Genomic DNA, 21,215 nt, shown 5'->3' on the forward strand with positions numbered 1-21,215 from the left:
GCCGTCAGCGGGCCGCCAGCGTCAGGCAGGCCACCCGGGCACCGGCGACGCCGGGATTGCTGTGGTCGTGGCTGGTCGGGTCGGCGTGCACCACCACCGAGCCGGGGGCGGCGCGGTAGGTCCACGGGTTCTCCGCGGCGGTCACCGCGGTGCCGTTGGCGTCGGTGGTGACGTCGAGCCAGACCTCGTTCCGCGGGTTCGCCGCGTGCGGGTCGGTGCCGGGCTCCTGCTGGTAGTGGCCGCCGGACGAGGCCGGCTCCGGGCCGCACGCGAGGGCGTGCAGGTGGGCGCCGTACGTGCGGTGCGGCAGCAGGCCGTGGACGGTCAGGGTCGTCTTCGTCACGCCGGTGCTCAGCGACGCCGAGCCGAGGTGGACCAGCGCGCCGTCGGGGACGAGCGTGGCGTCGTACCGGTACGCGCCGCCGCTGCCGCCGTCGGTCGCGGTGCCGGTGCCGTAGAGAAGCTGGGGGCCCACCGCGGTCGCGGCGGCGGGCAGCGCCGCGCCGGTGAGGCCGATCGCCGCCGCGGCGCCCAGGGCCGCCATCCGCCTGTTCGTTGGCATGGGACTGTCCTCTCGACGGATCCAAGTTCCTCGATGTTGTGCCAGCTAAACACAATCCCGGCCGCCGGCCCAGCCCCGGCGGCCGGCGGATCCGGCGGGCGTCACAGCCCGAGGGCCGCCCGCACGTACCGGACGTCGGACGGGCCGCCCGTCCAGCGTTACGCGGCCAGGGCGGCGGCCACGTCGTCGCGCCACTGGCCGCGGTCCGCAGGCCGGCCAGGGCCGGCACCCGCAGGGCCGGCGCCAGCGCGCCGGCCCGGACCTCGGCGCCGCTCACGCCGTGCCGGGAGCCGAGGTCCCGCTCGTCGGCGTACCGGCGGAGCACGTCGAAGTCGATGAGCAGGGCGGTGGCGGGGGAACGCCGCACGGGGGTCCTCTGGCGGTGGGCCGGGCCGCGGCGACGGCCGGGTGGGCCGGGGGCCGCCGCCGCGGCGGCCGGGTCGGCGCAACGTCGGACGCTTCGGTAGCAGTCGGGCCAACCAGGCCGCCCGGACGCCCGTGCCACGGTAGTCCTGAGGGGTGGGCGACGGCACGGACCCCGGGTGCGGGGCGGACGCGGGGGCGTTTGCGCCCCGTGCCGCGCTGTCTGGGCGGTTCGGGGTCGGGCGCCCGGCGGCGGGCGCGACGGCCGCCGTTGTCCTGGCCGCGGTGCTCGCCCTGCTGCCCGCGCCGACCGCCCGGCAGGCGGCGGCCGCCCGCGACCCCGTGCGGATCCTGGCCCTCGGCGACTCGCTGACCTGGGGTACCGCCGCGCCGCACCTCGACGGCTGGCGGCGCGGCCTGCGCGCCCGGCTGGTCCGCGCGGGCGTCCCGGTGGACTTCGTCGGCAGCCGGGCCACCGGCGCCTTCGCCGACAACCAGCACGACGGCCGGCCCGGCTGGCGGATCGCCGACCTCCGCCGCGCCGCCCCGGCCCTGGTCCGCGCCGCGGACCCCGACGTCATCCTGCTGCACGTCGGGACCAACGACGTGAAGCTGCCCGGCCCGGGCGTGGCCGGGGCGCCCGCCCGCCTCGGCCTGCTGCTGGACCAGCTCCTGCGGCTGGCGCCGGCCGCGCCGGTGCTCGTGGCCCAGGTGGCCAACTCGCCGCGGGTCGACATCCAGCCGCGGCTCGCCCGGTTCAACCGGTCGCTGGCGGTGGTCGCCGCCCGGCGCGGCCCGCGGGTCCGGGTCGTGGACATGGCCGCCCTCGGCGTGTTCTCCGACTTCGCCGACAGCCTGCACCCGAACCGGCGGGGCTACGCGGTCCTGGCCCACCGCTGGTACCGGGCGCTCCAGCCGGTCCTGCGCCGCGGCGGCGCGCCGTGGAGCGAGGCCGGGGACCCCCAGCGCAGCCGGTACCAGTGCGCGCGCGTGCGGGTCGACGCGCACCGGCGGCTGCGGGGCGCGTACTGCCGCTGGTGGCACCTGCGGCCCGGCCCCGGCACCGCCGCCGGCCGGCCCGGGGCGCTGACGTGGCAGACGGTCCGGGTGCGGACGGTCACCGTCGCCGTCCGGCGGGCCGACGGCACGACCGTGCGCCGGGTCACCCGCGTCCGGTACTGGTCGGCCGTCTGAACCGGACCCTCCCCCGATCGCGGGACCCCACGATTGAAACGCGCGCGGCCCGGGTACCGGTGGCCCCAACAGGATCTCCACTGGAGACTTCCACTGAGGAGGATCACCGCGATGACCGAACGATTCACGCCGTACGCCTACCGGGCCGACAGCGGCTTCGAGACCGGCCAGGATCTCTCCGGTTACGACGTCGAGGCCACCGACGGCAGCATCGGCAGCATCGACGACGCCAGCGAGGAGGTCGACGCGCACTACGTGGTCGTCGACACCGGCCCGTGGATCTTCGGCAAGAAGGTGATGCTGCCGGCCGGCACGATCAACCGGATCGACCACGCCGACAAGAAGGTCTTCCTGGACCGGACGAAGGACCAGGTCAAGGCGAGCCCGGAGTACGACGAGGACGCCCACCGGCGCCCCGAGTACCGGGACGAGGTCGGCTCGTACTACGACCGCACCTACCAGGCCTGAGCGGCGCACACGGGACGGCGAACGGCGCACGCCTGACGTGCGCACCGATGGGCGCGGCGTTCTCGCCGCGCCCATCGGTGCGTCCAGGCCACGCCGCTGTCACCGCCGGGGTAACCCTGCCGTGCCACGGCGGGGCTGAATGTTGCACTATGACAACCGTCATAATGTTGCCGTATGGCAATCGTCAGACGGCGGACGTGAGGGGCGAGCGGACCATGGTGGGCGCGGCGGTGTCGAGGGGGAGCGGATGGGGCGCGACGCGCCGGGCGGGAGTCGCGCGATGAACTCCGGCATGGCAGTCATCGGTGCGATGGCGCGGGCGTGCGCGCACGAGATGGTCGACGTCCTGGCCGCCGCGCTGCACGACGAGCTGGGCGTCACCGCCGTCGAGCTGCTGCTCGCCGACTACCAGCTCGTCACCCTGCTGCCGGTCCTGGACCCGGCCGGGCCGGCCGCGCCGCTGACCGGCGGCCCGGCCGCCGGGTGCTTCACCCAGCAGGAGCCCGTCGCGGACGGCACCGACCTGTACGTGCCGGTCAGCATCCGCGGCGACCGCCACGGCGTGCTGCGCGCCACGCTGCCGGACGCCGGGGCGCTCGCCCGGCACAGCGCCACGCTCGCCGAGGTGGCCACGGTGCTCGCGCACATGCTGCCGGCCGCCGACCGGGCCACCGACCGCTACGACCGGGTCCGCCGCACCCGGCGCCTCACCCTGGCCGCCGAGATGCAGTGGGCGCTGCTGCCGGGCCGGAGCTGCCGGACCGCCACGCTGGACTTCGCCGGTCAGTTGGAGCCGGCGTACGCGGTGCGCGGCGACGGGTTCGACTGGTCCGACGACCACGACCGGTTCACGGTCACGGTGACCAACGGCATGGGTACCGGCATGGAGGCGGCGACGCTGACCACGGTGGCGATCACCGCGCTGCGCAACGCCCGCCGCGCGGGCCTGAGTCTCGTCGACCAGGCCAGCCTGGCCGACCAGGCGCTGTACAGCCAGTTCCGCGGCGAGCTGCACCTGTCGACGCTGCTGCTGCAACTGGACCCGCACACCGGCCAGGTGACCTTCATCGACGCCGGCTCGCCGGTGGTCCTGCTGCTGCGGGCCGGCGACCTCGACGTCGTCGAGCTGGCCCCGCAGCCGCCGCTGGGCGCGCAGGACGGCACCGAGTACACCGCGCAGCACGTCTGGCTGACCCCGGGCGACCGGCTGATCGTGGTCAGCGACGGCGTGACCGAGCTGCGCGGCGGCGACGGCAACCGGTACGCCGAGCGGGCGCTCCAGCGCGCCCTGCGCCGCACCCGCGCCATGGCCCCCCTGGACGCGGTCCGCACGGTGGTGGGCGACCTGCTCACCCACCACGGCACCTCGCCGCTGGACGACGACGCTGTCGTGACCTGTCTGGACTGGTACGGGCCGCGGCCGCCGATCGCGCCGGAGGCGGATGTCCGCGCGCTGTCCTGAGTGCCCGCCGCCCGTCCGGCGGCGGGTTGGCGCGGCACCCGCCGAATGTTGCACTATGGCAAGTGTGGAACCGGAGCCCAGCCCGCCCGCCGCGCCGGGGGCGGGCGGCGGCCGACCCGCGGGCGGGTCACGCCAGCCGGCGCTGCCGGCCGTCGGCCGACCGCAGCGCCGGCCGCATGGTCAGCCCGATCTGCCCGTCGTCGGCCAGCACCCGCGCGATCCCCTCGCGCCGGTGCGCCCGCAGGCCGGCCAGCAGCCGGCGGCCGTCCCCCGACAGGCTCAGCACCACCTCGCGGCGGTTGTCCTCCCGCGGGTGCCGCTCGATGAGGCCGGTGGCCTCCAGGCGGTCGCACAGCCGGCTGGTGGAGGACATCGCGGTGAACAGCAGCTCGGCGAGCCTGCCCAGGTTGAGCGCGCCGTGGCGGTCGATCGCCGTCAGCGCCTGGAACTGGAGGTGCGAGAGCCGGGGGGAGGTCGCCTCCCGGGCGCGGTCGGTGTACTCCATGACGAGGTCGGCCAGGACGTCCACGCTGTCGGCGTCGGGCCCGGCGACGGGCCTCCGACGACCAACCTGCGGCATGAGACGCACCCTTCCTCACCGACACTGCCGGGTTCAGTATCCGGCATGGCGGGGCCGCCCGCGACCGATGCCCCGACACGGCACCCCGGCGGCCCCCCGCAGGCCGCCGACGGCGGGCGCGAACTGCGCCTGCTGCTGGTCGAGGACGACGCCGGGGACGCCCTGCTGCTGCGCGAACTGCTGGCCGACAGCGGACTGCCGGCGGCGGTCACCTGGGTGCGGACCCTGGCCGCCGCGCGGGCGGCGCTGCCCGCCGGCGCCGACTGCGTCCTACTCGACCTGCACCTGCCCGACGGCCGCGGCCTGGCCGCCCTGCCGGCGGTCCTGGACGCCGCGCCGGACGTGCCGCTGATCGTGGTCACCGGCCTGCACGACGAGGCGGCCGGGGCCGGCGCGGTGGCCGCGGGCGCGCAGGACTACCTGGTCAAGGGACAGATCGACACCTCGACGCTGGCGCGCGCCGTCCGGTACGCCGTCGAGCGCAAGCGCGCCGAGAGCGCGACGGTGCGCCTGCTGGAGAGCCAGCGGCGGGCCGCCGAGAACGCCCGCCTGGAGCGCGGCCTGCTGCCGGAGCCGATCGTCCGGGACCCGGCCCTGCGGGTCGCGGTCCGGTACCAGCCCGGCCGGCAGCGGGCGCTGCTCGGCGGCGACTTCTACGACCTGGTGCAGCAGCCCGACGGGACGGTCCGGGCGCTGGTCGGCGACGTGTCGGGGCACGGGCCGGACGAGGCGGCCGTCGGCGTCTGCCTGCGCATCTGCTGGCGGACCGCCGTCCTGGCCGGGCTGGACGACCTGGCCGCGCTGGACCTGCTCGACCAGGTGCTGCGCGCCGAGCGCCCGACGCCGCAGATGTACACGACCGTGTGCCTGACCAGCATCGACGCCGACCGGGCCGGCGCCGCCGTGCTGTGCGCCGGGCACCCGCCGCCGCTGCTGCTCGACGGAGGCGCCGCCGCCGTCGCGCTGCGCCACCAGCCGCCGGTCGGCCTGCTGCGCGGCCCCGTCGCCCGGCGCCCCGGCACGCGGATCGCGCTGCCGCCCGGGGCGGAGCTGCTGCTGTACACCGACGGCCTCGTCGACGGCCGGGTCGGCGACGGCGACGAGCGGCTGGGCATCGACGGGCTTGCCGGTATCGTGTCGCTGCTGCACCAGCGCGAGACCCGCCGACCCCTGGTGGACGCCGTGGTGGACGCGGTGACGGCCGCCGACGGCGGCCGGCTGGCCGACGACCTGGCCCTGGTGCACGTGAGATGGAGCGCATGACGATGGCGACGCCGATGACGGCGCAGCAGTGGTTCGGCCGGCTGCTGGCCGTCTTCGGCGTCCTCGTCGCCGCGGGCGTCGGCGCCGGCTGGTACGTGCTGGCGCGCACGGACGCCACCACCCGGATCCTGGTCGACGACGTGGCGCTGGGCCGCGCGGCGGCCGGCGAGCAGCGCTCGGCGCTGCTGGACCAGGAGACCGGCATCCGCGGCTACCTGCTCAGCCGCGACCGGACGTTCCTGGCCCCGTACGAGGCCGGGCTCGCGCGGCAGGACCAGGCGGCGCGGAACCTGCGCCGCCACCTCGGCCGGCACCTGTCCCTGGAGGACGAGCTGTCGGCCGTCGAGCGGACGTCCGCGGCGTGGCGCGACAGCTACGCCGGGCCGGTTCACGAGGGCGCGCCGGCCCCGGACGCGGCCGCGGGCAGGGCCCGCTTCGAGGACATCCGCGCCGCCGTGGCCGCGCTGGACCGCGAGCTGCTGGCCTTCCGCGACGCCCAGCGGCACACCCTGGACCGCCAGGCGTACTGGCGGGCGGTCGTCTTCGGCGCCGTCGCCGCGCTGGTCGTCGGCGCCTGCGCCGCGCTGGCCTTCGGCCTGCACCGCGGCATCGTGGGGCCCCTGCGCCGGCTCGGCGCCGACACCCGGGCGGTGCTGGACCGGGACACCTTCGACCACCGGGTCAGCGCGGGCGGGACCGCCGAGCTGCGGCAGCTCGGGGCGGACGTCGACGCGATGCGGCAGCGGATCGTGGCCGAGCTGACGACCGCGCGCGCGGCGCGCGACGAACTGGAGCGGAGCGCGACGGAGCTGCGCCGCTCGAACGCCGAGCTGGAGCAGTTCGCGTACGTCGCCTCCCACGACCTGCAGGAGCCCCTGCGCAAGATCACCTCGTTCTGCCAGCTTCTCCAGCGGCGCTACGACGACCTGCTCGACGACCGGGGCCGGCAGTACATCGCCTTCGCCGTCGACGGGGCCTCCCGCCTCCAGGTCCTGATCAACGACCTGCTGCGGTTCTCCCGGGTGGGCCGGATGTACAGCGGCCGGGCGCCGGTGGACCTCGCGGCGGCACTCGCGGCGGCGCAGCGGCACGTCCAGGCGATGTACGACGAGAGCGGCGCCCAGACGACGGTGCGGGTCCCGCTGCCGACGGTCACCGGCGACGTGACGCTGCTGACGATGCTGTTCCAGAACCTCGTCCACAATGCGATCAAGTTCGCCGAGCCCGGCGTGCCGCCCCGGATCGAGATCGACTGCGTGCGGCACGACGACGAGTACGAGATCGCCGTGTCCGACAACGGGATCGGCGTGGCGCCGGAGTTCGCCGAGAAGGTGTTCGTCATCTTCCAGCGCCTGCACACCCGGGAGGCGTACCCGGGCACGGGCATCGGCCTGGCCATCTGCAAGAAGGTGGTCGAGTACCACAGCGGCAGGATCTGGGTGGATCCGGCGCATACTGGAGGCACCTGTATCCGCTTCACCCTGCCCGCGCCGGGTGAGGACACGTCAGCGGGCGAGTCCGCCGCCGGAGCGTCCCTGGGCGCCCCCGCGACACCGACAAGGATTGAGTGATGAGCGAAGACAACCAGCAGCCGATCGTGGTGCTCCTGGTGGAGGACGACCCGGGCGACGAGATGATGACCCGGGAGGCATTCGACGAGAACAAGGTCGCCAACGACCTGCGGGTGGTCCGCGACGGCGAGGAGGCGCTGGACTTCCTGTACCGGCGCGGCGCCCACGTCGGCGCCCCCCGCCCCGACCTGATCCTGCTGGACCTCAACCTGCCCAAGTACGACGGACGGGAGATCCTGGCCCAGCTCAAGGGCGACGAGGACCTGCGCTCGATCCCGATCGTCGTGCTGACGACGTCCAAGGCCGAGGAGGACATCGTCCGCAGCTACCGGCTGCACGCCAACGCCTACGTGACCAAGCCGGTCGACTTCGTCCAGTTCATCGACGTGGTCCGGCAGATCGACAACTTCTTCGTGGCCGTGGTGAAGCTCCCCGGGCGCGGCGGCCCGCTGCCCGGCTGAGCCGCCGCGGCGGAAACGGTCCGGCCGCGGGTGCGCGGCCGGACCGTGGCTCAGGCAGGGGTACCGCTTCAGGGGGACTGCCGCTCAGGCGGGGGACCGCTCAGGTGAGCGCGCCGCGCAGCGTGCCCAGCGCGCGGGCCAGCAGCCGCGACACGTGCATCTGGGAGACGCCGATCTCGGCGGCGATCTGCGACTGGGTCATGTTGCCGTAGAACCGCATCACGATGATCTTCTGCTCGCGGGGGTCGAGCTGGGACAGCGCCGGGCCGAGGGTCGCCCGCAGGTCGGCGGCGGCGTACTCGTCCGAGGGCTCCGGCAGGGTGTCGCCCAGCTCGCCGCCGCTGTCGGCGGCGCCGCCCAGCGGGGTCGACAGCGAGACGGCGTTGTAGGCGTGCGCGGCCTCCAGGGCCTCCAGCACGTCCTCGTCGCCCACGCTGAGGTGCTCGGCGATGTCGGTGACCGTCGGCGACCGGCCCAGGCTCTGGGTCAGCGCGCCGCGCGCCTCGGCGATCTGGAGCCGCAGCTCCTGCAGCCGCCGCGGCACCCGCACGTCCCACGTGCGGTCGCGGAAGTGCCGCTTGATCTCGCCGACGATGGTCGGGATGGCGAACCCGGCGAAGTCGACCCCGCGGCCGGGGTCGAACCGGTCGACGGCCTTGATCAGGCCGACGGTCGCCACCTGGATCAGGTCGTCGGTGTTCTCGCCCCGGTTCGTGAACCGCAGCGCCAGCTTGCGGGCCAGCGGCATCCACGACTCGATGACGGTGTCGCGGACCTTCGCCCGGGACGGGTGCTGGGCCGGCAGGGACGCCAGCAGGGCCAACCGCTCACGGGAGACGCTGTCGAACTCGGTCTCCGCGTGGGCCGGGGTCGTACGGGTGTGCACAGACGTGCTCATCAGTCCTCCTGGTGTACCGGTGGGCTGCGCGCTCGCTTAACTTATGGCAAAGGTCTAACCAAAGTCTAGCCGTTCATCCGGTTGACTTTGACTGATCGTATCTGTATAGCGGAGGTCCCTCTATGAGGCAGGTCACTGGCCTATTAGTACAATTGCCGCGAAACAGCTAGCACCCGTCGTGGAGGAACACGTGAGTTGGACACGGCGGCGCCTGCTCACCGCCCTCGGCGGCGGTACCGGCGCCCTCCTGCTGCCCGCCGGGGCGGCCGCCGCGGACGCGCCCGTACGGATCATGGCCCTCGGCGACTCGCTGACCTCCGGCACCGGCTCCTCCGACGGGACCGGCTGGCGGCGGTACCTGGCCGCCCTGCTCACGCCCGTGCGCGACGTCGCCTTCGTCGGCTCCCGCCGCGGCGTCGACTCCCCCGACCACGAGGGCCACCCCGGCCTCCGGCTCGCCCAGGCCGCCGACCGGGCGCCCGACTGGCTCGCCGCCGCGGCGCCGGAGCTGGTTTTGCTGCACCTGGGGACCAACGACATGAAGATCGCCGGCCGCGAGCGCGGCGCCACCGCCCGCCTCGCCGGCCTCCTGGCGACGCTGTGGCGGGCCGCGCCCGACGCGCTGGTACTCGTGTCCACGCTGGTGGGCTCGCCCGCGCCGGCGGTCCAGCGCCGGATCGCCGCCTACAACGCGACGATCCCCGGCCTCGTCGCGGCCAGCTACGGGCGCGCGGCGCTGGTCCGGATGGACGCCGTCGACCCGGCGGTCCACCTCGGCGACAACCTGCACCCCAACGACCTCGGGTACGCGGCGATGGCCGACTGCTGGAACGCCGTCCTCGCGCCGCTGCTGGCCCCGCGCTAGCCGGTCACTCCTCCACCCGCAGGCGCTGGGAGATCACCTCGGTGACGCCGGCCCGCATCGTCACGCCGTACAGCGCGTCGGCGACCTCCATCGTCCGCTTCTGGTGCGTGATGATGATGAGCTGGCTCTTCTCCCGCAACTGCTCCATCAGCGTCAGCAGCCGGCCGAGGTTCACGTCGTCGAGCGCCGCCTCCACCTCGTCCATGATGTAGAACGGGCTCGGGCGGGCGCGGAAGATGGCGCAGAGCATCGCCACCGCGGTCAGCGAGCGCTCCCCGCCGGACAGCAGCGACAGCCGCTTGATCTTCTTGCCCGGCGGCCGGGCCTCCACCTCCACGCCGGTGGCCAGCATGTCCGAGGGGTCGGTGAGCACCAGCCGGCCCTCGCCGCCCGGGAACAGCACCGCGAACACCTGCTCGAACTCGCGCGCGGTGTCGTGGTACGCCTCGGCGAACACCTCCAGGATCCGGTCGTCGACGTCCTTGACGACCGTCAGCAGGTCCCGCCGGGTGTTGCGCAGGTCCTCCAACTGCTCGGACAGGAACTTGAACCGCTCCTCCAGCGCCGCGAACTCCTCCAGCGCCAGCGGGTTGACCTTGCCGAGCAGGTTCAGCTCCCGCTCCGCCTTGGCGGCGCGCTTCTCCTGTACCGCCCGGTCGTAGGGCTCGGAGTCCGGCGGCACATCGCCGATGGCGGCGGCCGCCGCGATCTCGACCTCGGTCGGCGGTACCGGCTGCTCCGGGCCGTACTCCCCGATCAGCGTCTCGACGTCCAGGCCGAAGTCCTCGGCGGCCTTGGCTTCGAGCTGGTCGATGCGCAGGCGCTGCTCCGCGCGGGCGACCTCGTCGCGGTGCACCGCGCTGGTCAGCCGCTCCAGCTCGGCGGCGTGGTCGCGGGCGGCCGCCCGCACCTCCGACAACTCCGCCTCCCGGCCCGAGCGCGCCGTGGCGATCTCGTCCCGGGCCGCCGCCGCCGCGGTCAGCGACGCCGCCACCCGGTCGAGGGCCTGCCGCGCGCCGGCCTGGACGGCCCGGGCGATGTGCGCGCCCCGGGCGCGGGCGGCGCGGCGGGCGGCGGCGCGCTCCCGGGCGGCCCGCTCGGCCTCGGCCTGCCGGGCCAGCGAGTCCGCGCGCCCGGACAGCGCGGACACCCGCTCCTCCGCCGTCCGTACCGCGAGCCGCACCTCCAGCTCGTTCTGCCGGGCGTGCGGCACGAGAGCGGCGAGGCGGTCCCGCTCGTCGGCGGACGGGTCGGCGTCCACCGGGGTGGCCTCGGCGAGGTCGAGGCGCTCCTCCAGCTCGGCGAGGCTGGTCAGGTCGGTGTCGCGCGACTGCCGGGCGCGCGCGAGCGCCGCCTCCAGGCGGGCGGTCTCGGCGGTGGCGGAGCGCGCGGCGGCGCCGAGTTCGGCGAGCCGGCGGGCGGCGGCGTTGCGCTCGCCCTCGGCGGCCCGCCGGGCGGCCGCCGCGGCGTCGACGTCGGCCTTGCGGGCGGCGACCTCGGCGCGGGCGGTGTCGAGCTGCGCGGCGAGCTCCACCACGGCGCGCTCGGCGGCGCCGCGGCGGGTCCGGGCCTCGTCGACCGCCGCCTGCACCTCGATGAAGCTCGTCGCCTTCGCCGACCCGCCGGCCGCCTCGTAGGCGCCGAGCACGTCCCCGTCCGGGGTGACGGCGCGCAGCAGCGGGGCCGCGGCGACCAGGGCGGCGGCCGCGCCGAGGTCGGCGACCAGGACGACGTCGCGCAGGACCCGCAGGACGGCGGGGCGCAGCGCGTCCGGGCAGGTCACCACGTCGGGCGCCCAGCGGGCGCCGGCCGGCAGCGGCGGCCGGAGCTGATCCAGCGAGCCGCCCAGGCCGGCGCCGGCCGGCCCGGCCACCAGCAGGGCGGCCCGGCCGGCATCGGCGATCTTGAGCGTCCGCATGGCCTCGGTGGCCTCGTCCACGCCCGCGACGGCGACGGCGTCGGCCAGGCCGGCGAGCGCGGCCGCCAGCGCCGCCTCGCAGCCGGGCTCCACGGTCAGCAGGGAGGCGAGGCTGCCCAGCAGGCCAGGGACCTCGGCGGCCCGGGCCAGCAGGGCGCCGGCGCCGTCCTTGCGCCTGAGCCCGAGGGCGAGGGCCTCCTCGCGGGCGTGCCAGCTCGCGGCCTCCTTCTCGGCGGCGCGCTCGGCCTGGGTCAGCTCGCGCACGGTGCGGGTCGCGGCCTCGTGGGCGGCGACGGCGTCGGCGTGCCGGGCGTCGATCTCGGCGTTGTCCCGGTCGGCCTCGCTGGAGTGCGCCGCCACCTCCTCCAGCTCGCCCTGCGCGACGCCCGCCCGCCCGGCGGCGTCGGCGTGCGCGGCGCTCAGCCGCTCGATCTCCTCCGCGGCGGTGGCGGTGCGGGTCCGGGCGGCCTGCACCTGGCCGGTGAGGCGGGCCAGGCCCTCCCGCCGGTCGGCGATCGCCTTGACCTCGGCGACCAGCGCGCGCTCGGCGTCGGCCAGGGCGAGTTCGAGGTCCTCCCGGCGCAGGACCGCCTCCGCCAGGCGCTCCTGGTCCTCGCGCAGGGCCTCGCGCAGCTCGGCCTCCTGCTCGCGGACCCGCTGCGCCTCCGCGGCGAGCTGGTCGGGGTCGCGGCCGGGCCGCTCCTCCTCGGCGGGGGCCTCCAGGTGGCGCAGGCGCTGGGCGGCGAGCTGCTCGGTGGCGCGGAACCGCTCGGCGAGGGTCGAGAGCTGGTACCAGGTGTCCTGCGCGGCGGCCAGCAGCGGGGCGTCGGCGGCGAGCCCGGCCTCCAGCGCGGCCTGCCGGCGCTGTACCTCGGTGTACGCCCGCTCGATCTCCTGGCGGCGCTCGCGCAGGGCCGTCTCGTCGGCGATCTCCCGGTCGAGGGTGGTGCGCAGCGTGGCGAGGTCGTCGGCGAGCAGGCGCAGCCGGGCGTCGCGCAGGTCCATCTGGATGCCGGCGGCGCGGCGGGCCACCTCGGCCTGCCGGCCCAGCGGCTTGAGCTGGCGGCGCAGTTCGGCGGTGAGATCGGTGAGCCGGTTGAGGTTGGTCTCCATCGCGCCGAGCTTGCGCAGCGCCTTTTCCTTGCGCTTGCGGTGCTTGAGGACCCCGGCGGCCTCCTCGATGAACGCGCGCCGGTCCTCGGGCTTGGCGTGCAGGATGCCGTCGAGCCGGTTCTGGCCCACGATGACGTGCATCTCCCGGCCGATGCCGGAGTCGCTGAGCAGCTCCTGGATGTCGAGCAGGCGGCAGGAGTCGCCGTTGATCTCGTACTCGCTCTCGCCCGAGCGGAACATCCGGCGGGTGATCGACACCTCGGTGTACTCGATCGGGAGGGCGCCGTCGGTGTTGTCGATCGTGAGGGTGACCTCGGCGCGGCCCAGCGGCGCGCGCCCGCCGGCACCGGCGAAGATCACGTCCTCCATCTTGCCGCCGCGCAGCGCCTTGGCGCCCTGCTCGCCGAGCACCCAGGCGATGGCGTCGACGACGTTGGACTTGCCGGAGCCGTTGGGGCCCACGACGCACGTGATCCCCGGCTCCAGCTTCAGCGTGGTGGCGGAGGCGAAGGACTTGAAGCCCTTCACCGTGAGGCTCTTGAGGTGCACAGATCTCCGCAGGCAGGTCAGCGCGCGGACCGGGCTGGACCCGCGCGGTCAGAGTGCCGAGGGTACCCGTGCCCGGTGGAGCCGCCGGCTGCGACACGGGCCGGCGGGAGCCGGCGGGCCGCGAATACACCCGTCCCGCGCACGGCGCGCCCTACCGCCGGAAAGCGGAGGTCAGGGACGGGTGCGTGCGGTAACGGACATGTGCCACCAGGCACGCCGGCCGGACCGGGGTACGGACACCCATGGGCCGACGGGCCTGACGGTCCGTTGTCGCTGCCGGTGCGGAAGCGGGCTCAGGTGAGCGCCGGTTCCAGCCGCAGCAGGTGGTCGTCCGACTCGGCCACCGCGGCGGCGAGGCGGTCGTTCTCGGCCCGTAGGCGGGCGATCTCGAACTCCAGTGCCCGCACCGTGGCACGCAGACGGGTGACCTCGTCGGTGATGCGGCGATCCCGCGCGACGCCGACGTGGCCGTAGAGGGCCTTCGCCATATCGTCTCCTTGTCATGCGCAGCCGGCAAATCCGGCGATTACGCGCGCCCATCAATCAGGCTACCGCCCGAACACGAGCCCCGGATCGGAACACCCGGGACCACACGTCGTCGCGGACGGCGCACGGCGTCGGCCGTACTCCGTTCACGTATTGCGATATAGCGCCAGACCGCGCGAAACCGATATTCGATCCTCAACAGAACGATCTACAGGCATTCGATCTTCGCATCGGTGTGGGCGATCCAGCCGATACTTAGGCGCCCCCGACCCCGGACCGGTTCCGCACGGAGCGAATCCGATCAGTTCCCGATCCGGGCTGGTCAGCGGGCCGCGTGGCCCACGGACCGAGTAGGCCCCGCGGACCGAACAGGTCAGCAGACCGAGCAGGTCCGAGGGCCTGGCGCGTCTGGCGATATTTCTATAGTCCGTCGGCCCTGCCGCAGAGTCAAGCGGGGGCGGCCCTCATCACGCGGCTGACCTCGCCGCCGGCCACTCGGCCGGCACGTAACGGGACACGGGTGACGACCCCGCCGGGAGTACAGCGGAACCTTAAGTCTCACTGTGCCGCGTTGTCCTGCGCGGCGGAGAAAACTAACGTCCGCTGCGGCCGAGGCGACATCCGTCGATCCATTCGACCGCGCGCCGCCGCCCGCGCCACCGATCCGCGGCAGTACCAGCCGGGCGCTGCCGCCCCGCGAGAGGACCTCCCCGTGACCCGCCCGTTCCCCGCGGACCCGCACACCGCGCTCCGCCGCCTCGCGCGCCCGCTGCTGGCCGCCTCGGCCCTGCTCGCCGTCGCCAGCGGGACGGGCGCCTGCGCCGTCGACAACGGGACCGCCCGCGGGGTGCCGGCCGCGGACGCCGCGGCGGACGTCGCCGCCGACCCGCCCCCCGGCGGGGAGCCGCCGACGGCCACCCCCGCGGCGCCGCCCGCGGACGCGCGGCCGACGGCCGCGCCGTCGCCGACGGCGGGGCGGCAGAACCCGCCGCCGCGCCGCAGGCCCGACGCCCCCGCCCGGCCGCCCGCCCCCCGCAAGCCCGCGCCCCCGAAGCCGGCGCCCGCCGACCGGGGGGCCTCCACGGCCCAGGAGCGCGAGGTCACCCGTCTGATCAACATCCAGCGCCGCAGGCACGGCTGCGGCGCGGTGACGATCGACGCCAAGCTGCTCAGGGCGGCGCGCGGCCACAGCGCCGACATGGCGGCGCGCCAGTACTTCAGCCACACCGGCAAGGACGGCCGCCAGCCCTGGGACCGTGCCGCGGCCGCCGGCTTCCGCAGCCGGTCCGTCAGCGAGAACATCGCGATGGGTACCGGCGTCGACGCCGCGCGGGTCGTGCGGATGTGGATGGACAGCCCCGGGCACCGCGCCAACATCCTGCGCTGCGGCTCGGGCGTCACCGCCGTGGGCCGCGCCGCCCGGGGCGGCACCGCGTACTGGACCCAGATGTTCGGCGGCCGCTAGGCCGCCCCCCGACCCCGACGAAAGGGTTCCCTGTGACGCACGCCCCCGGTACCCCCGCCGGACCGCGCCTCCGCCGCCCGCTGCTCGCCGCCGGCCTGCTGCTCGCGGTGTCCGCCCTGCTGGTCGGCGCGCCGGTCGCGGCCGGCGCCCTGACCGCCCCGGCACCCCCCGCCGCGCCGGACGTGCCGGCCGCCGAGCCCACGGCCGAGGAGGCCGAGGTCACCCGGCTGGTCAACGCCGAGCGGGCCAGGGCGGGCTGCGCGGCCGTGGTCCACCAGGCGCAGCTCCACACCGCCGCGCGGCTGCACAGCCAGGACATGGCCGACAACGGCTACTTCGACCACACCAGCAAGGACGGGCGCAAGCCGTGGGACCGCGCCCGGGCGGCCGGCTACCCGAGCCAGTTCGTCGGCGAGAACATCGCCATGGGGCAGCGCGACGCCCAGGCGGTGACGGACGCCTGGATGAACAGCGCCGGGCACCGCGCCAACATCCTCAACTGCCAGTACCGGTCCACCGCCGTGGGCGTGGTGGTCAACGCCGGGAAGCAGCCGCTCTGGACCCAGATGTTCGGCGGCCAGTAGCGCGCCCCCTGCGCCGCGGCGGAGAGCGGCGCGGGTGTCAGCCCCGTCCCCGCGGGCGGGGCTGACACCGCGGGCAGGAGAACGACGACCGGTTCATGAACGACTCCCGGCGGATCGACGCCCCGCAGCGGTCGCACGGCGCGCCCTCGCGGCCGTAGACGTGCAGGGCACGGTCGAAGTAGCCGCTCTCGCCGTTGACGTCGACGTACAGGGCGTCGAAGCTCGTCCCGCCCTGCGCGATCGCCTCTCCCAGCACGTCCACGACGTGGCCGAGCAGCCGGTGCGCCGCCGGCCCGGTCAGCGCGTCGGCCGGGCGGGCGCCGTGCAGCCCCGCCCGCCACAGCGCCTCGTCGGCGTAGATGTTGCCCACCCCGGAGACCACCGTCTGATCCAGCAGGGCGCGCTTGACCTCGGTGCGGCGGCGGCGCAGCGCCGCCACGCACCGGTCGGCGTCGAAGCCCGGCTCGAACGGGTCCGGCGCGATGTGCGCGATCTCCGCCGGCAGGTCCGCGCCGCCGCGGGACACGGCCAGGCCGCCGAACGTGCGCTGGTCCAGGAAGCGCAGTTGCGGGCCCTCGGCGAAGCGGAACCGCACCCGCAGGTGCGGACCGTCCGGCGCCTCCTCGGGCAGGACGCGGAACTGTCCCGACATCCCCAGGTGACCGATCATGGCGTCGCCGGAGTCCAGCGGCAGCCACAGGTACTTGCCGCGGCGGCGGACCTCGGTGAACGTGCGCCCGACCAGGGCGGCGGCGAAGTCCTCGGGGCCGGCCGCGTGCCGGCGGACGGCGCGAGGGTGGTGGACGTCCACCCCGCTCAGGCGGCGGCCCACGGCCCACTCGCGCAGGCCGCGGCGGACGGTCTCGACCTCGGGAAGCTCGGGCACGGCTACTCCGAGGGCACGACGAGCGACGCCTCGGGCAGCGGCGCCACGTCCTCGTCCGCGGGGGCGACCTCGGGCTCCTCCGGGCCGCTCAGCTCGCGCCAGGCCGCCTCGGCGGCCCGCTGCTCGGCCTCCTTCTTGCTCCGGCCGCTGGCCCCGCCGTACCGGTGACCGGCGACGACCGCCCACGCCGTGAAGGTCTTCGCGTGGTCCGGGCCCTCCTCGTCGATGTGGTACTCGGGCACCCCGATCCCCAGCGCGGCGGTCAGCTCCTGGAGGGAGGTCTTCCAGTCCAGCGCCGCCCCCCGCCCCGCCGACTCCGCCATCAGCCGGTCGAACAGGGTGTGCACGACGCGGGCGGCGACCTCCATGCCGTACTGGAGGTACACGGCGCCGAGCAGCGCCTCCAGGGTGTCGGCCAGGATGCTGGCCTTGTCCCGGCCGCCGGTGGCCTCCTCGCCCTTGCCCAGCAGCAGGTACGGGCCGAGGCCCCCGGGTCCCATGCCGCGGGCCACGTCGGCGAGCGCGCGCATGTTGACCACGCTGGCCCGCAGCTTGGCGAGCTGCCCCTCGGGCAGGTCCGGGTGGTTGTGGAACAGCGCCGTGGTCACCACGACGCCGAGGACCGAGTCGCCCAGGAACTCCAGCCGCTCGTTGGTCGGCAGACCGCCGTTCTCGTAGGCGTACGAGCGGTGGGTGAGCGCCCGGTGCAGCAGGTCGGGGTCGAGCGTGACGCCGATCGCCGCCTCCAGGTGCGCCGTCGACGGACGGCGGCGAACGGTCCGGTCGGTCATCCTCTAAGCCTCCACGCGGTCGGCGACGATGGCGGCGAGGGTCTGCGCCACCCGCCGGCGGTACAGGGTCGCGGCGAGCGCGATGCCCGAGGCCACGTCGGCCGGGCCCGCCGCGCCGTGGCAGACGACGGCCGTGCCCCGGACCCCGAGCAGCGCGCCGGCCCGGGGGGCGGTGCTGGCCGCGCCGGCCATCGCGTACGCCCCCTCGATGCCCTTGAGCAGGATGTTGCCGGTGAACCCGTCGGTCACCACGACGTCGGCCCGGCTGCCGTCGCACACCTCGTGCCCCTCGACCAGCCCGACGTACCGCGCCCGCCGGGGCAGGTCCGCCGCGGCGAGGGCGGGGTCGGCGAGCCGCCGCGCCCGGTCGCCCTTGCCGGGCTCGACGCCGATCGACAGCAGGCCGACCCGGGGGCGGTCGCGGTCGTGGACGAGGGCGGCGTACGCGGCGCCGAGGGCGGCGTGCCACAGCAGGGTGGCCGGGCCGCAGTCCAGAGAGCCACCGACGTCCAGCAGCACCACCGGGCCGGCGACCGCGGGGAGCGAGGCGGCGAGCGCGGGCCGCCGGATGCCGGGGAGCCTGCCGAACCCGAGGGCGGCGGCGGTGACGATGGCGCCGCTGGCGCCGGCCGAGACGACGGCGTCGGCGGTACCGGCGGCGACGGCGGCCACGGCCGCGCGCACGGTGGTCTCGGGGCGGCCCCCGCGGGTCGCGGGGTCGGTCATGGCGACGGCGCGGGTCGCCGGCAGCACGCTCAGCCGGTCGCGGGTGGCGGCCGGCGCGGCCGCGACGGCGGCCTCGGCGACCGCGGGCGGGCCGACGAGCAGCAGGTGTACGGCCGGGTCGGCCGCGCAAGCACGCAGAGCGCCGTCCACCACGACGTCGGGAGCGTTGTCCCCGCCGAGGAGGTCGACGGCGATCCGCACGGCACCTGGTGCACCCTCACGGTGCGCCGGGGCGTCCGGGCTCGGCCGGCGCGCCGACCGACCGGTGGTCGGACGGGCCACTGGGCTCCTTGGAGTCCGCAGCCGGGGCGCGGGGCGGGTACACCCCACGCGCGCCGGCCGTGAATCGACGGGTCAGACCTCAAGGACCTGACGGTTGTTGTACGTGCCGCAGACACCGCAGGCGGCGTGCGGCAGCTTCGCCGACTTGCACTGCCCGCAGTTCACCGTGGTGACGGCCGCGGCCTTCCAGTTGGCCCGGCGCGACCGGGTGTTGCTGCGCGACATCTTCCGCTTCGGGACGGCCACGGCTCTTACTCCTCAGTCATGGTCATGGTGCGCAGTTCGGCCCACCGGGGGTCGACCTGCTGGTGGCTGTGGTCAGCCGGGAGATCATCCCAGAGCGCACCGCAGTCGGGGCACAGGCCCCGGCAGTCCGCTCGGCACACCGGGTTCGTCGGCAGTGTCAGTACCACCGCGTCCCGCAGCGCCGGCTCCAGATCGATCAGGTCGTTGCGCACCCGGCCGATCTCGTCCTCGTCGGTCGTCTCGTCCGTGGCGCTGTCCTCGTAGGCGAACAGCTCCTGGACCGTCACCACCAGCTCGTCGCGGAGCTCCCGCAGGCAGCGCCCGCACTCCCCCGCCAGCGGCCCGCTGACCCGGCCGCTGACCAGCACGCCCTCGGAGACCGATTCGAGCCGCAGGTCGAGGCTCAGCTCGGCGCCCTCGGGGACGCCGATCATCTCCACGCCGAGGTCGGCCGGCGACGGCGCGACCCGGGTGAGGGTACGCATGGCACCAGGCCGTCGCGGCAGGTCCTTCGTGTCGAGGACCAGGGGCGCCCTGGGGTCGAGCTGCGGTTCCGAGTGCTTAGGCATGACTCACGGTGGCTGGTAGCGGCGGGTGGACCCTGCCGTCGGCCCGACGGACCCGGTGACGCCGGCCGCAGGGTGACGCAGACGACCCGGAGGTCGACCCCTCACGTTACCCGAGCCGCCCCGACGGGGTCGAACCGAGGCCGCTCAGATCGCCAGCGGGTGCTCCTCGTCCTCGCTGGCGAACGTCCCGATCTCGCGCAGCGCGTGCATCTTGTCCCGCCCGCGCTCGATCGAGGCCAGCGACCGGGTGAGGAACTGCTCGAAGTTCGCCAGCGCCGTGTCGACGTAGTCGTCGACCTCGTCACGCAGCCGCTGGGCCTCGGCGCGCGCCTCGGCGACGAGCCGGGCGGCCTCGTGCTCGGCCGACACGGTGATCTCGTTGACCGAGACGAGCCGGGCGTGCTCGCCCTCGCCCTCGGCGATGATCCGGTCGGCCTCGCGCTTGCCCGCGTCGACGATCTTGTCGCGCTCCTCCAGCAGGGCAGCGGCCCGGCGCAGGTCCGCCGGCAGCTCGGCCCGCAGGTCCTCCAGCATCGCGATGGCCTCGGCGCGCTCGATGACGCAGTTGCTGCGCGACATCGGCGCCGACCGGGCCTGTTCGATCATGGCGATGATCTCGTCGATGCGGTCCAGTGGATCCATCGGCGCATCACTCCCGTCATCCGTGTGCCGACCGTCGAGGTCGGTCGCTAGCCCATCCCGCACGTACCCATCATGCTGCCGATCATGACAACTGCCGCTGATCGCGCCCGCGCGTCGCGCCAACTTCTCGCCCGGCGCGCCGCCGCCGGGGCCGGGGCCGCGCCGGGCGGACCGGTGGGCCGGCGGCGCGGGTCAGTCCGCCGCGGCCGGTGCCGGCGGCGCGGCGAACCGGTCGCGCAGCCGCCGCGCCACCAGCTCCGGCACGTGGGCCGAGACGTCGCCGCCCCACTTGGCGACGTCCTTGACCAGGCTGGAGGACAGGAACGAGTACAGCGGGTTCGTCGGCATGAACAGCGTCTCCACCCCCGCCAGGCCGACGTTCATCTGGGCCATCTGCAGCTCGTAGTCGAAGTCGCTGACCGCGCGCAGCCCCTTCACCACGACCGGGGCGTCCTGGGCCCTGCAGAAGTCGACCAGCAGCCCGCGGAACGTCTCGACCCGGATGTTGGGCAGCTCGCGCGTCACGAGCCCGAGCAGTTCGACGCGCTCCTCGATCGGGAACAGCCCGGACTTGGAGGGATTGATCATGACCGCGACGACCACCTCGTCGAACAGGCGGGACGCCCGCCCGACGATGTCGAGGTGACCCTTGGTGACCGGGTCGAAAGAGCCGGGACAGACGGCACGTCTCATGATCGGCGACCGTACCAAACCGCGGTCTCGCCGTACCGCCGCGTCGCATGGGCCTCGATGCCCGCCGGCCAGGACAGGTCCGGCGTGCGCGACGAACGCTCCACGGCCACCACCGCGTCCGGGGCCAGCCAGCCCGCCGCCAGCGCCGCGAGCGCCGCGTCCACCTCCGGCGTCGGCGTCGCGTACGGCGGGTCCAGGAACACCACGTCGTACGGCGCCGCGGGGCGCACCGCCAGCGCCGCGGCCACCTTCGCCGCGCTCACCTGGACCTCGCCGGCCAGGTCGAGCGCCGCCACGTTCGCCCGCAGGACCCGCAGGACGGCCGGGTCGGACTCGACGAGCTGCACGTGCGCCGCCCCGCGCGAGCGGGCCTCCAGGCCGACCGCGCCGGAGCCGCCGTACAGGTCCAGGACGCGGGCGCCGTCCAGGTCGGTCAGCGACTCCAGGGTGCTGAACAGCGCCTCCCGCACCCGGTCGCTGGTCGGCCGCGTCCGGTCGCCGGCCGGCACCTTCAGCCGCCGCCCGCCGTACTCGCCCGCCACGATCCTCGTCACGCCCGGAACGGTACGCCCCGCCGC

22 protein-coding genes are annotated in these 21,215 nt (G+C 75.4%); 9 read left to right on the forward strand and 13 right to left on the reverse strand.

Going from position 1 to position 21,215, the window contains the following annotated elements; all coding sequences use genetic code 11:
- Nucleotides 1-4: 4 nt before the first annotated feature.
- On the reverse strand, nucleotides 5-562 hold the full coding sequence (locus IEY75_RS10415) for a superoxide dismutase family protein (RefSeq protein WP_189114067.1): 558 nt from the start codon (nucleotides 560-562) through the stop codon (nucleotides 5-7).
- Between the two features lie 519 nt (nucleotides 563-1,081).
- Here IEY75_RS10415 and IEY75_RS10420 point away from each other — a divergent pair.
- From IEY75_RS10420 to IEY75_RS10430, 3 genes are all read left to right on the forward strand, one after another.
- Complete coding sequence (locus IEY75_RS10420) at nucleotides 1,082-2,119, forward strand: GDSL-type esterase/lipase family protein (protein WP_189114068.1); 1,038 nt, start codon at nucleotides 1,082-1,084, stop codon at nucleotides 2,117-2,119.
- 111 nt (nucleotides 2,120-2,230) lie between these two features.
- A complete protein-coding gene (locus IEY75_RS10425; protein ID WP_189114069.1) occupies nucleotides 2,231-2,587 on the forward strand; it encodes a PRC-barrel domain-containing protein in 357 nt (118 codons plus the stop codon).
- 292 nt (nucleotides 2,588-2,879) lie between these two features.
- Nucleotides 2,880-4,049: a PP2C family protein-serine/threonine phosphatase gene (locus tag IEY75_RS10430; RefSeq protein ID WP_189114070.1), complete on the forward strand. Its 1,170-nt coding sequence runs from the start codon at nucleotides 2,880-2,882 to the stop codon at nucleotides 4,047-4,049.
- 127 nt (nucleotides 4,050-4,176) lie between these two features.
- On the opposite strand, the gene IEY75_RS10435 is transcribed toward IEY75_RS10430, so the two are convergent.
- Nucleotides 4,177-4,629 carry a MarR family transcriptional regulator gene (locus IEY75_RS10435; RefSeq protein ID WP_189114071.1) on the reverse strand — a complete coding sequence of 151 codons (453 nt, stop codon included), beginning with the start codon at nucleotides 4,627-4,629 and terminating at the stop codon, nucleotides 4,177-4,179.
- 45 nt (nucleotides 4,630-4,674) lie between these two features.
- Here IEY75_RS10435 and IEY75_RS10440 point away from each other — a divergent pair, with 45 nt between their 5' ends.
- The 3 genes from IEY75_RS10440 to IEY75_RS10450 are packed head-to-tail and all read left to right on the forward strand — an operon-like array spanning nucleotide 4,675 to nucleotide 7,924.
- Nucleotides 4,675-5,892, forward strand: coding sequence for a PP2C family protein-serine/threonine phosphatase (locus IEY75_RS10440; RefSeq protein ID WP_189114072.1), 1,218 nt, complete (start codon nucleotides 4,675-4,677; stop codon nucleotides 5,890-5,892).
- Nucleotides 5,889-7,463: a sensor histidine kinase gene (locus IEY75_RS10445; RefSeq protein WP_229789518.1), complete on the forward strand. Its 1,575-nt coding sequence runs from the start codon at nucleotides 5,889-5,891 to the stop codon at nucleotides 7,461-7,463. Before IEY75_RS10440 ends, IEY75_RS10445 begins: the two co-directional genes overlap by 4 nt.
- On the forward strand, nucleotides 7,463-7,924 hold the full coding sequence (locus tag IEY75_RS10450) for a response regulator (protein WP_189114073.1): 462 nt from the start codon (nucleotides 7,463-7,465) through the stop codon (nucleotides 7,922-7,924). The genes IEY75_RS10445 and IEY75_RS10450 overlap by 1 nt, the downstream gene beginning before the upstream one ends.
- Nucleotides 7,925-8,024: 100 nt before the next feature.
- Here IEY75_RS10450 and IEY75_RS10455 read toward each other — a convergent pair whose 3' ends face one another.
- Nucleotides 8,025-8,822: an RNA polymerase sigma factor SigF gene (locus IEY75_RS10455; protein WP_189114074.1), complete on the reverse strand. Its 798-nt coding sequence runs from the start codon at nucleotides 8,820-8,822 to the stop codon at nucleotides 8,025-8,027.
- 190 nt (nucleotides 8,823-9,012) lie between these two features.
- On the opposite strand from IEY75_RS10455, the gene IEY75_RS10460 reads away from it, so the two are divergent.
- Nucleotides 9,013-9,687 carry an SGNH/GDSL hydrolase family protein gene (locus IEY75_RS10460; RefSeq protein WP_189114075.1) on the forward strand — a complete coding sequence of 225 codons (675 nt, stop codon included), beginning with the start codon at nucleotides 9,013-9,015 and terminating at the stop codon, nucleotides 9,685-9,687.
- A 4-nt stretch (nucleotides 9,688-9,691) separates the two neighbouring features.
- On the opposite strand, the gene smc is transcribed toward IEY75_RS10460, so the two are convergent.
- Nucleotides 9,692-13,267, reverse strand: a complete 3,576-nt coding sequence (gene smc, locus IEY75_RS10465) for a chromosome segregation protein SMC (protein WP_189114076.1) — start codon at nucleotides 13,265-13,267, stop codon at nucleotides 9,692-9,694.
- Nucleotides 13,268-13,560: 293 nt separating this feature from the next.
- Nucleotides 13,561-13,755 carry a hypothetical protein gene (locus IEY75_RS10470; protein WP_189114077.1) on the reverse strand — a complete coding sequence of 65 codons (195 nt, stop codon included), beginning with the start codon at nucleotides 13,753-13,755 and terminating at the stop codon, nucleotides 13,561-13,563.
- A 710-nt stretch (nucleotides 13,756-14,465) separates the two neighbouring features.
- Between IEY75_RS10470 and IEY75_RS10475 the strand changes: the two genes are divergently transcribed.
- Both IEY75_RS10475 and IEY75_RS10480 read left to right on the forward strand, forming a co-directional pair.
- Entirely contained in the window at nucleotides 14,466-15,218 is a 753-nt protein-coding gene (locus IEY75_RS10475; RefSeq protein ID WP_189114078.1) for a CAP domain-containing protein, read from the forward strand.
- Nucleotides 15,219-15,250: 32 nt separating this feature from the next.
- Nucleotides 15,251-15,802 carry a CAP domain-containing protein gene (locus tag IEY75_RS10480; RefSeq protein WP_189114079.1) on the forward strand — a complete coding sequence of 184 codons (552 nt, stop codon included), beginning with the start codon at nucleotides 15,251-15,253 and terminating at the stop codon, nucleotides 15,800-15,802.
- A 37-nt stretch (nucleotides 15,803-15,839) separates the two neighbouring features.
- Here IEY75_RS10480 and mutM read toward each other — a convergent pair whose 3' ends face one another.
- The 8 genes from mutM to rsmD form a co-directional block, all read right to left on the reverse strand.
- Complete coding sequence (gene mutM, locus IEY75_RS10485) at nucleotides 15,840-16,688, reverse strand: bifunctional DNA-formamidopyrimidine glycosylase/DNA-(apurinic or apyrimidinic site) lyase (RefSeq protein ID WP_189114080.1); 849 nt, start codon at nucleotides 16,686-16,688, stop codon at nucleotides 15,840-15,842.
- 2 nt (nucleotides 16,689-16,690) lie between these two features.
- The gene (gene rnc / locus IEY75_RS10490; RefSeq protein ID WP_189114081.1) at nucleotides 16,691-17,479 is read right to left on the reverse strand and encodes a ribonuclease III; all 789 of its coding nucleotides are present in this window, start codon (nucleotides 17,477-17,479) and stop codon (nucleotides 16,691-16,693) included.
- A 3-nt stretch (nucleotides 17,480-17,482) separates the two neighbouring features.
- A complete protein-coding gene (locus IEY75_RS10495) occupies nucleotides 17,483-18,406 on the reverse strand; it encodes a phosphate acyltransferase PlsX (RefSeq protein WP_229789519.1) in 924 nt (307 codons plus the stop codon).
- A gap of 153 nt (nucleotides 18,407-18,559) precedes the next feature.
- Nucleotides 18,560-18,733, reverse strand: a complete 174-nt coding sequence (gene rpmF, locus IEY75_RS10500) for a 50S ribosomal protein L32 (RefSeq protein WP_189114083.1) — start codon at nucleotides 18,731-18,733, stop codon at nucleotides 18,560-18,562.
- A 5-nt stretch (nucleotides 18,734-18,738) separates the two neighbouring features.
- Entirely contained in the window at nucleotides 18,739-19,302 is a 564-nt protein-coding gene (locus tag IEY75_RS10505; protein WP_189114084.1) for a YceD family protein, read from the reverse strand.
- A 144-nt stretch (nucleotides 19,303-19,446) separates the two neighbouring features.
- Nucleotides 19,447-19,944, reverse strand: a complete 498-nt coding sequence (locus tag IEY75_RS10510; protein WP_189114085.1) for a hypothetical protein — start codon at nucleotides 19,942-19,944, stop codon at nucleotides 19,447-19,449.
- Nucleotides 19,945-20,136: 192 nt separating this feature from the next.
- Nucleotides 20,137-20,637: a pantetheine-phosphate adenylyltransferase gene (gene coaD / locus IEY75_RS10515; protein ID WP_189114086.1), complete on the reverse strand. Its 501-nt coding sequence runs from the start codon at nucleotides 20,635-20,637 to the stop codon at nucleotides 20,137-20,139.
- Complete coding sequence (gene rsmD, locus IEY75_RS10520) at nucleotides 20,634-21,191, reverse strand: 16S rRNA (guanine(966)-N(2))-methyltransferase RsmD (RefSeq protein ID WP_189114087.1); 558 nt, start codon at nucleotides 21,189-21,191, stop codon at nucleotides 20,634-20,636. Before rsmD ends, coaD begins: the two co-directional genes overlap by 4 nt.
- Nucleotides 21,192-21,215 lie beyond the last annotated feature (24 nt).

The organism is Pilimelia terevasa (genome assembly GCF_014647915.1).
In the GTDB taxonomy this organism is placed as follows: Bacteria; Actinomycetota; Actinomycetes; order Mycobacteriales; family Micromonosporaceae; genus Pilimelia; species Pilimelia terevasa.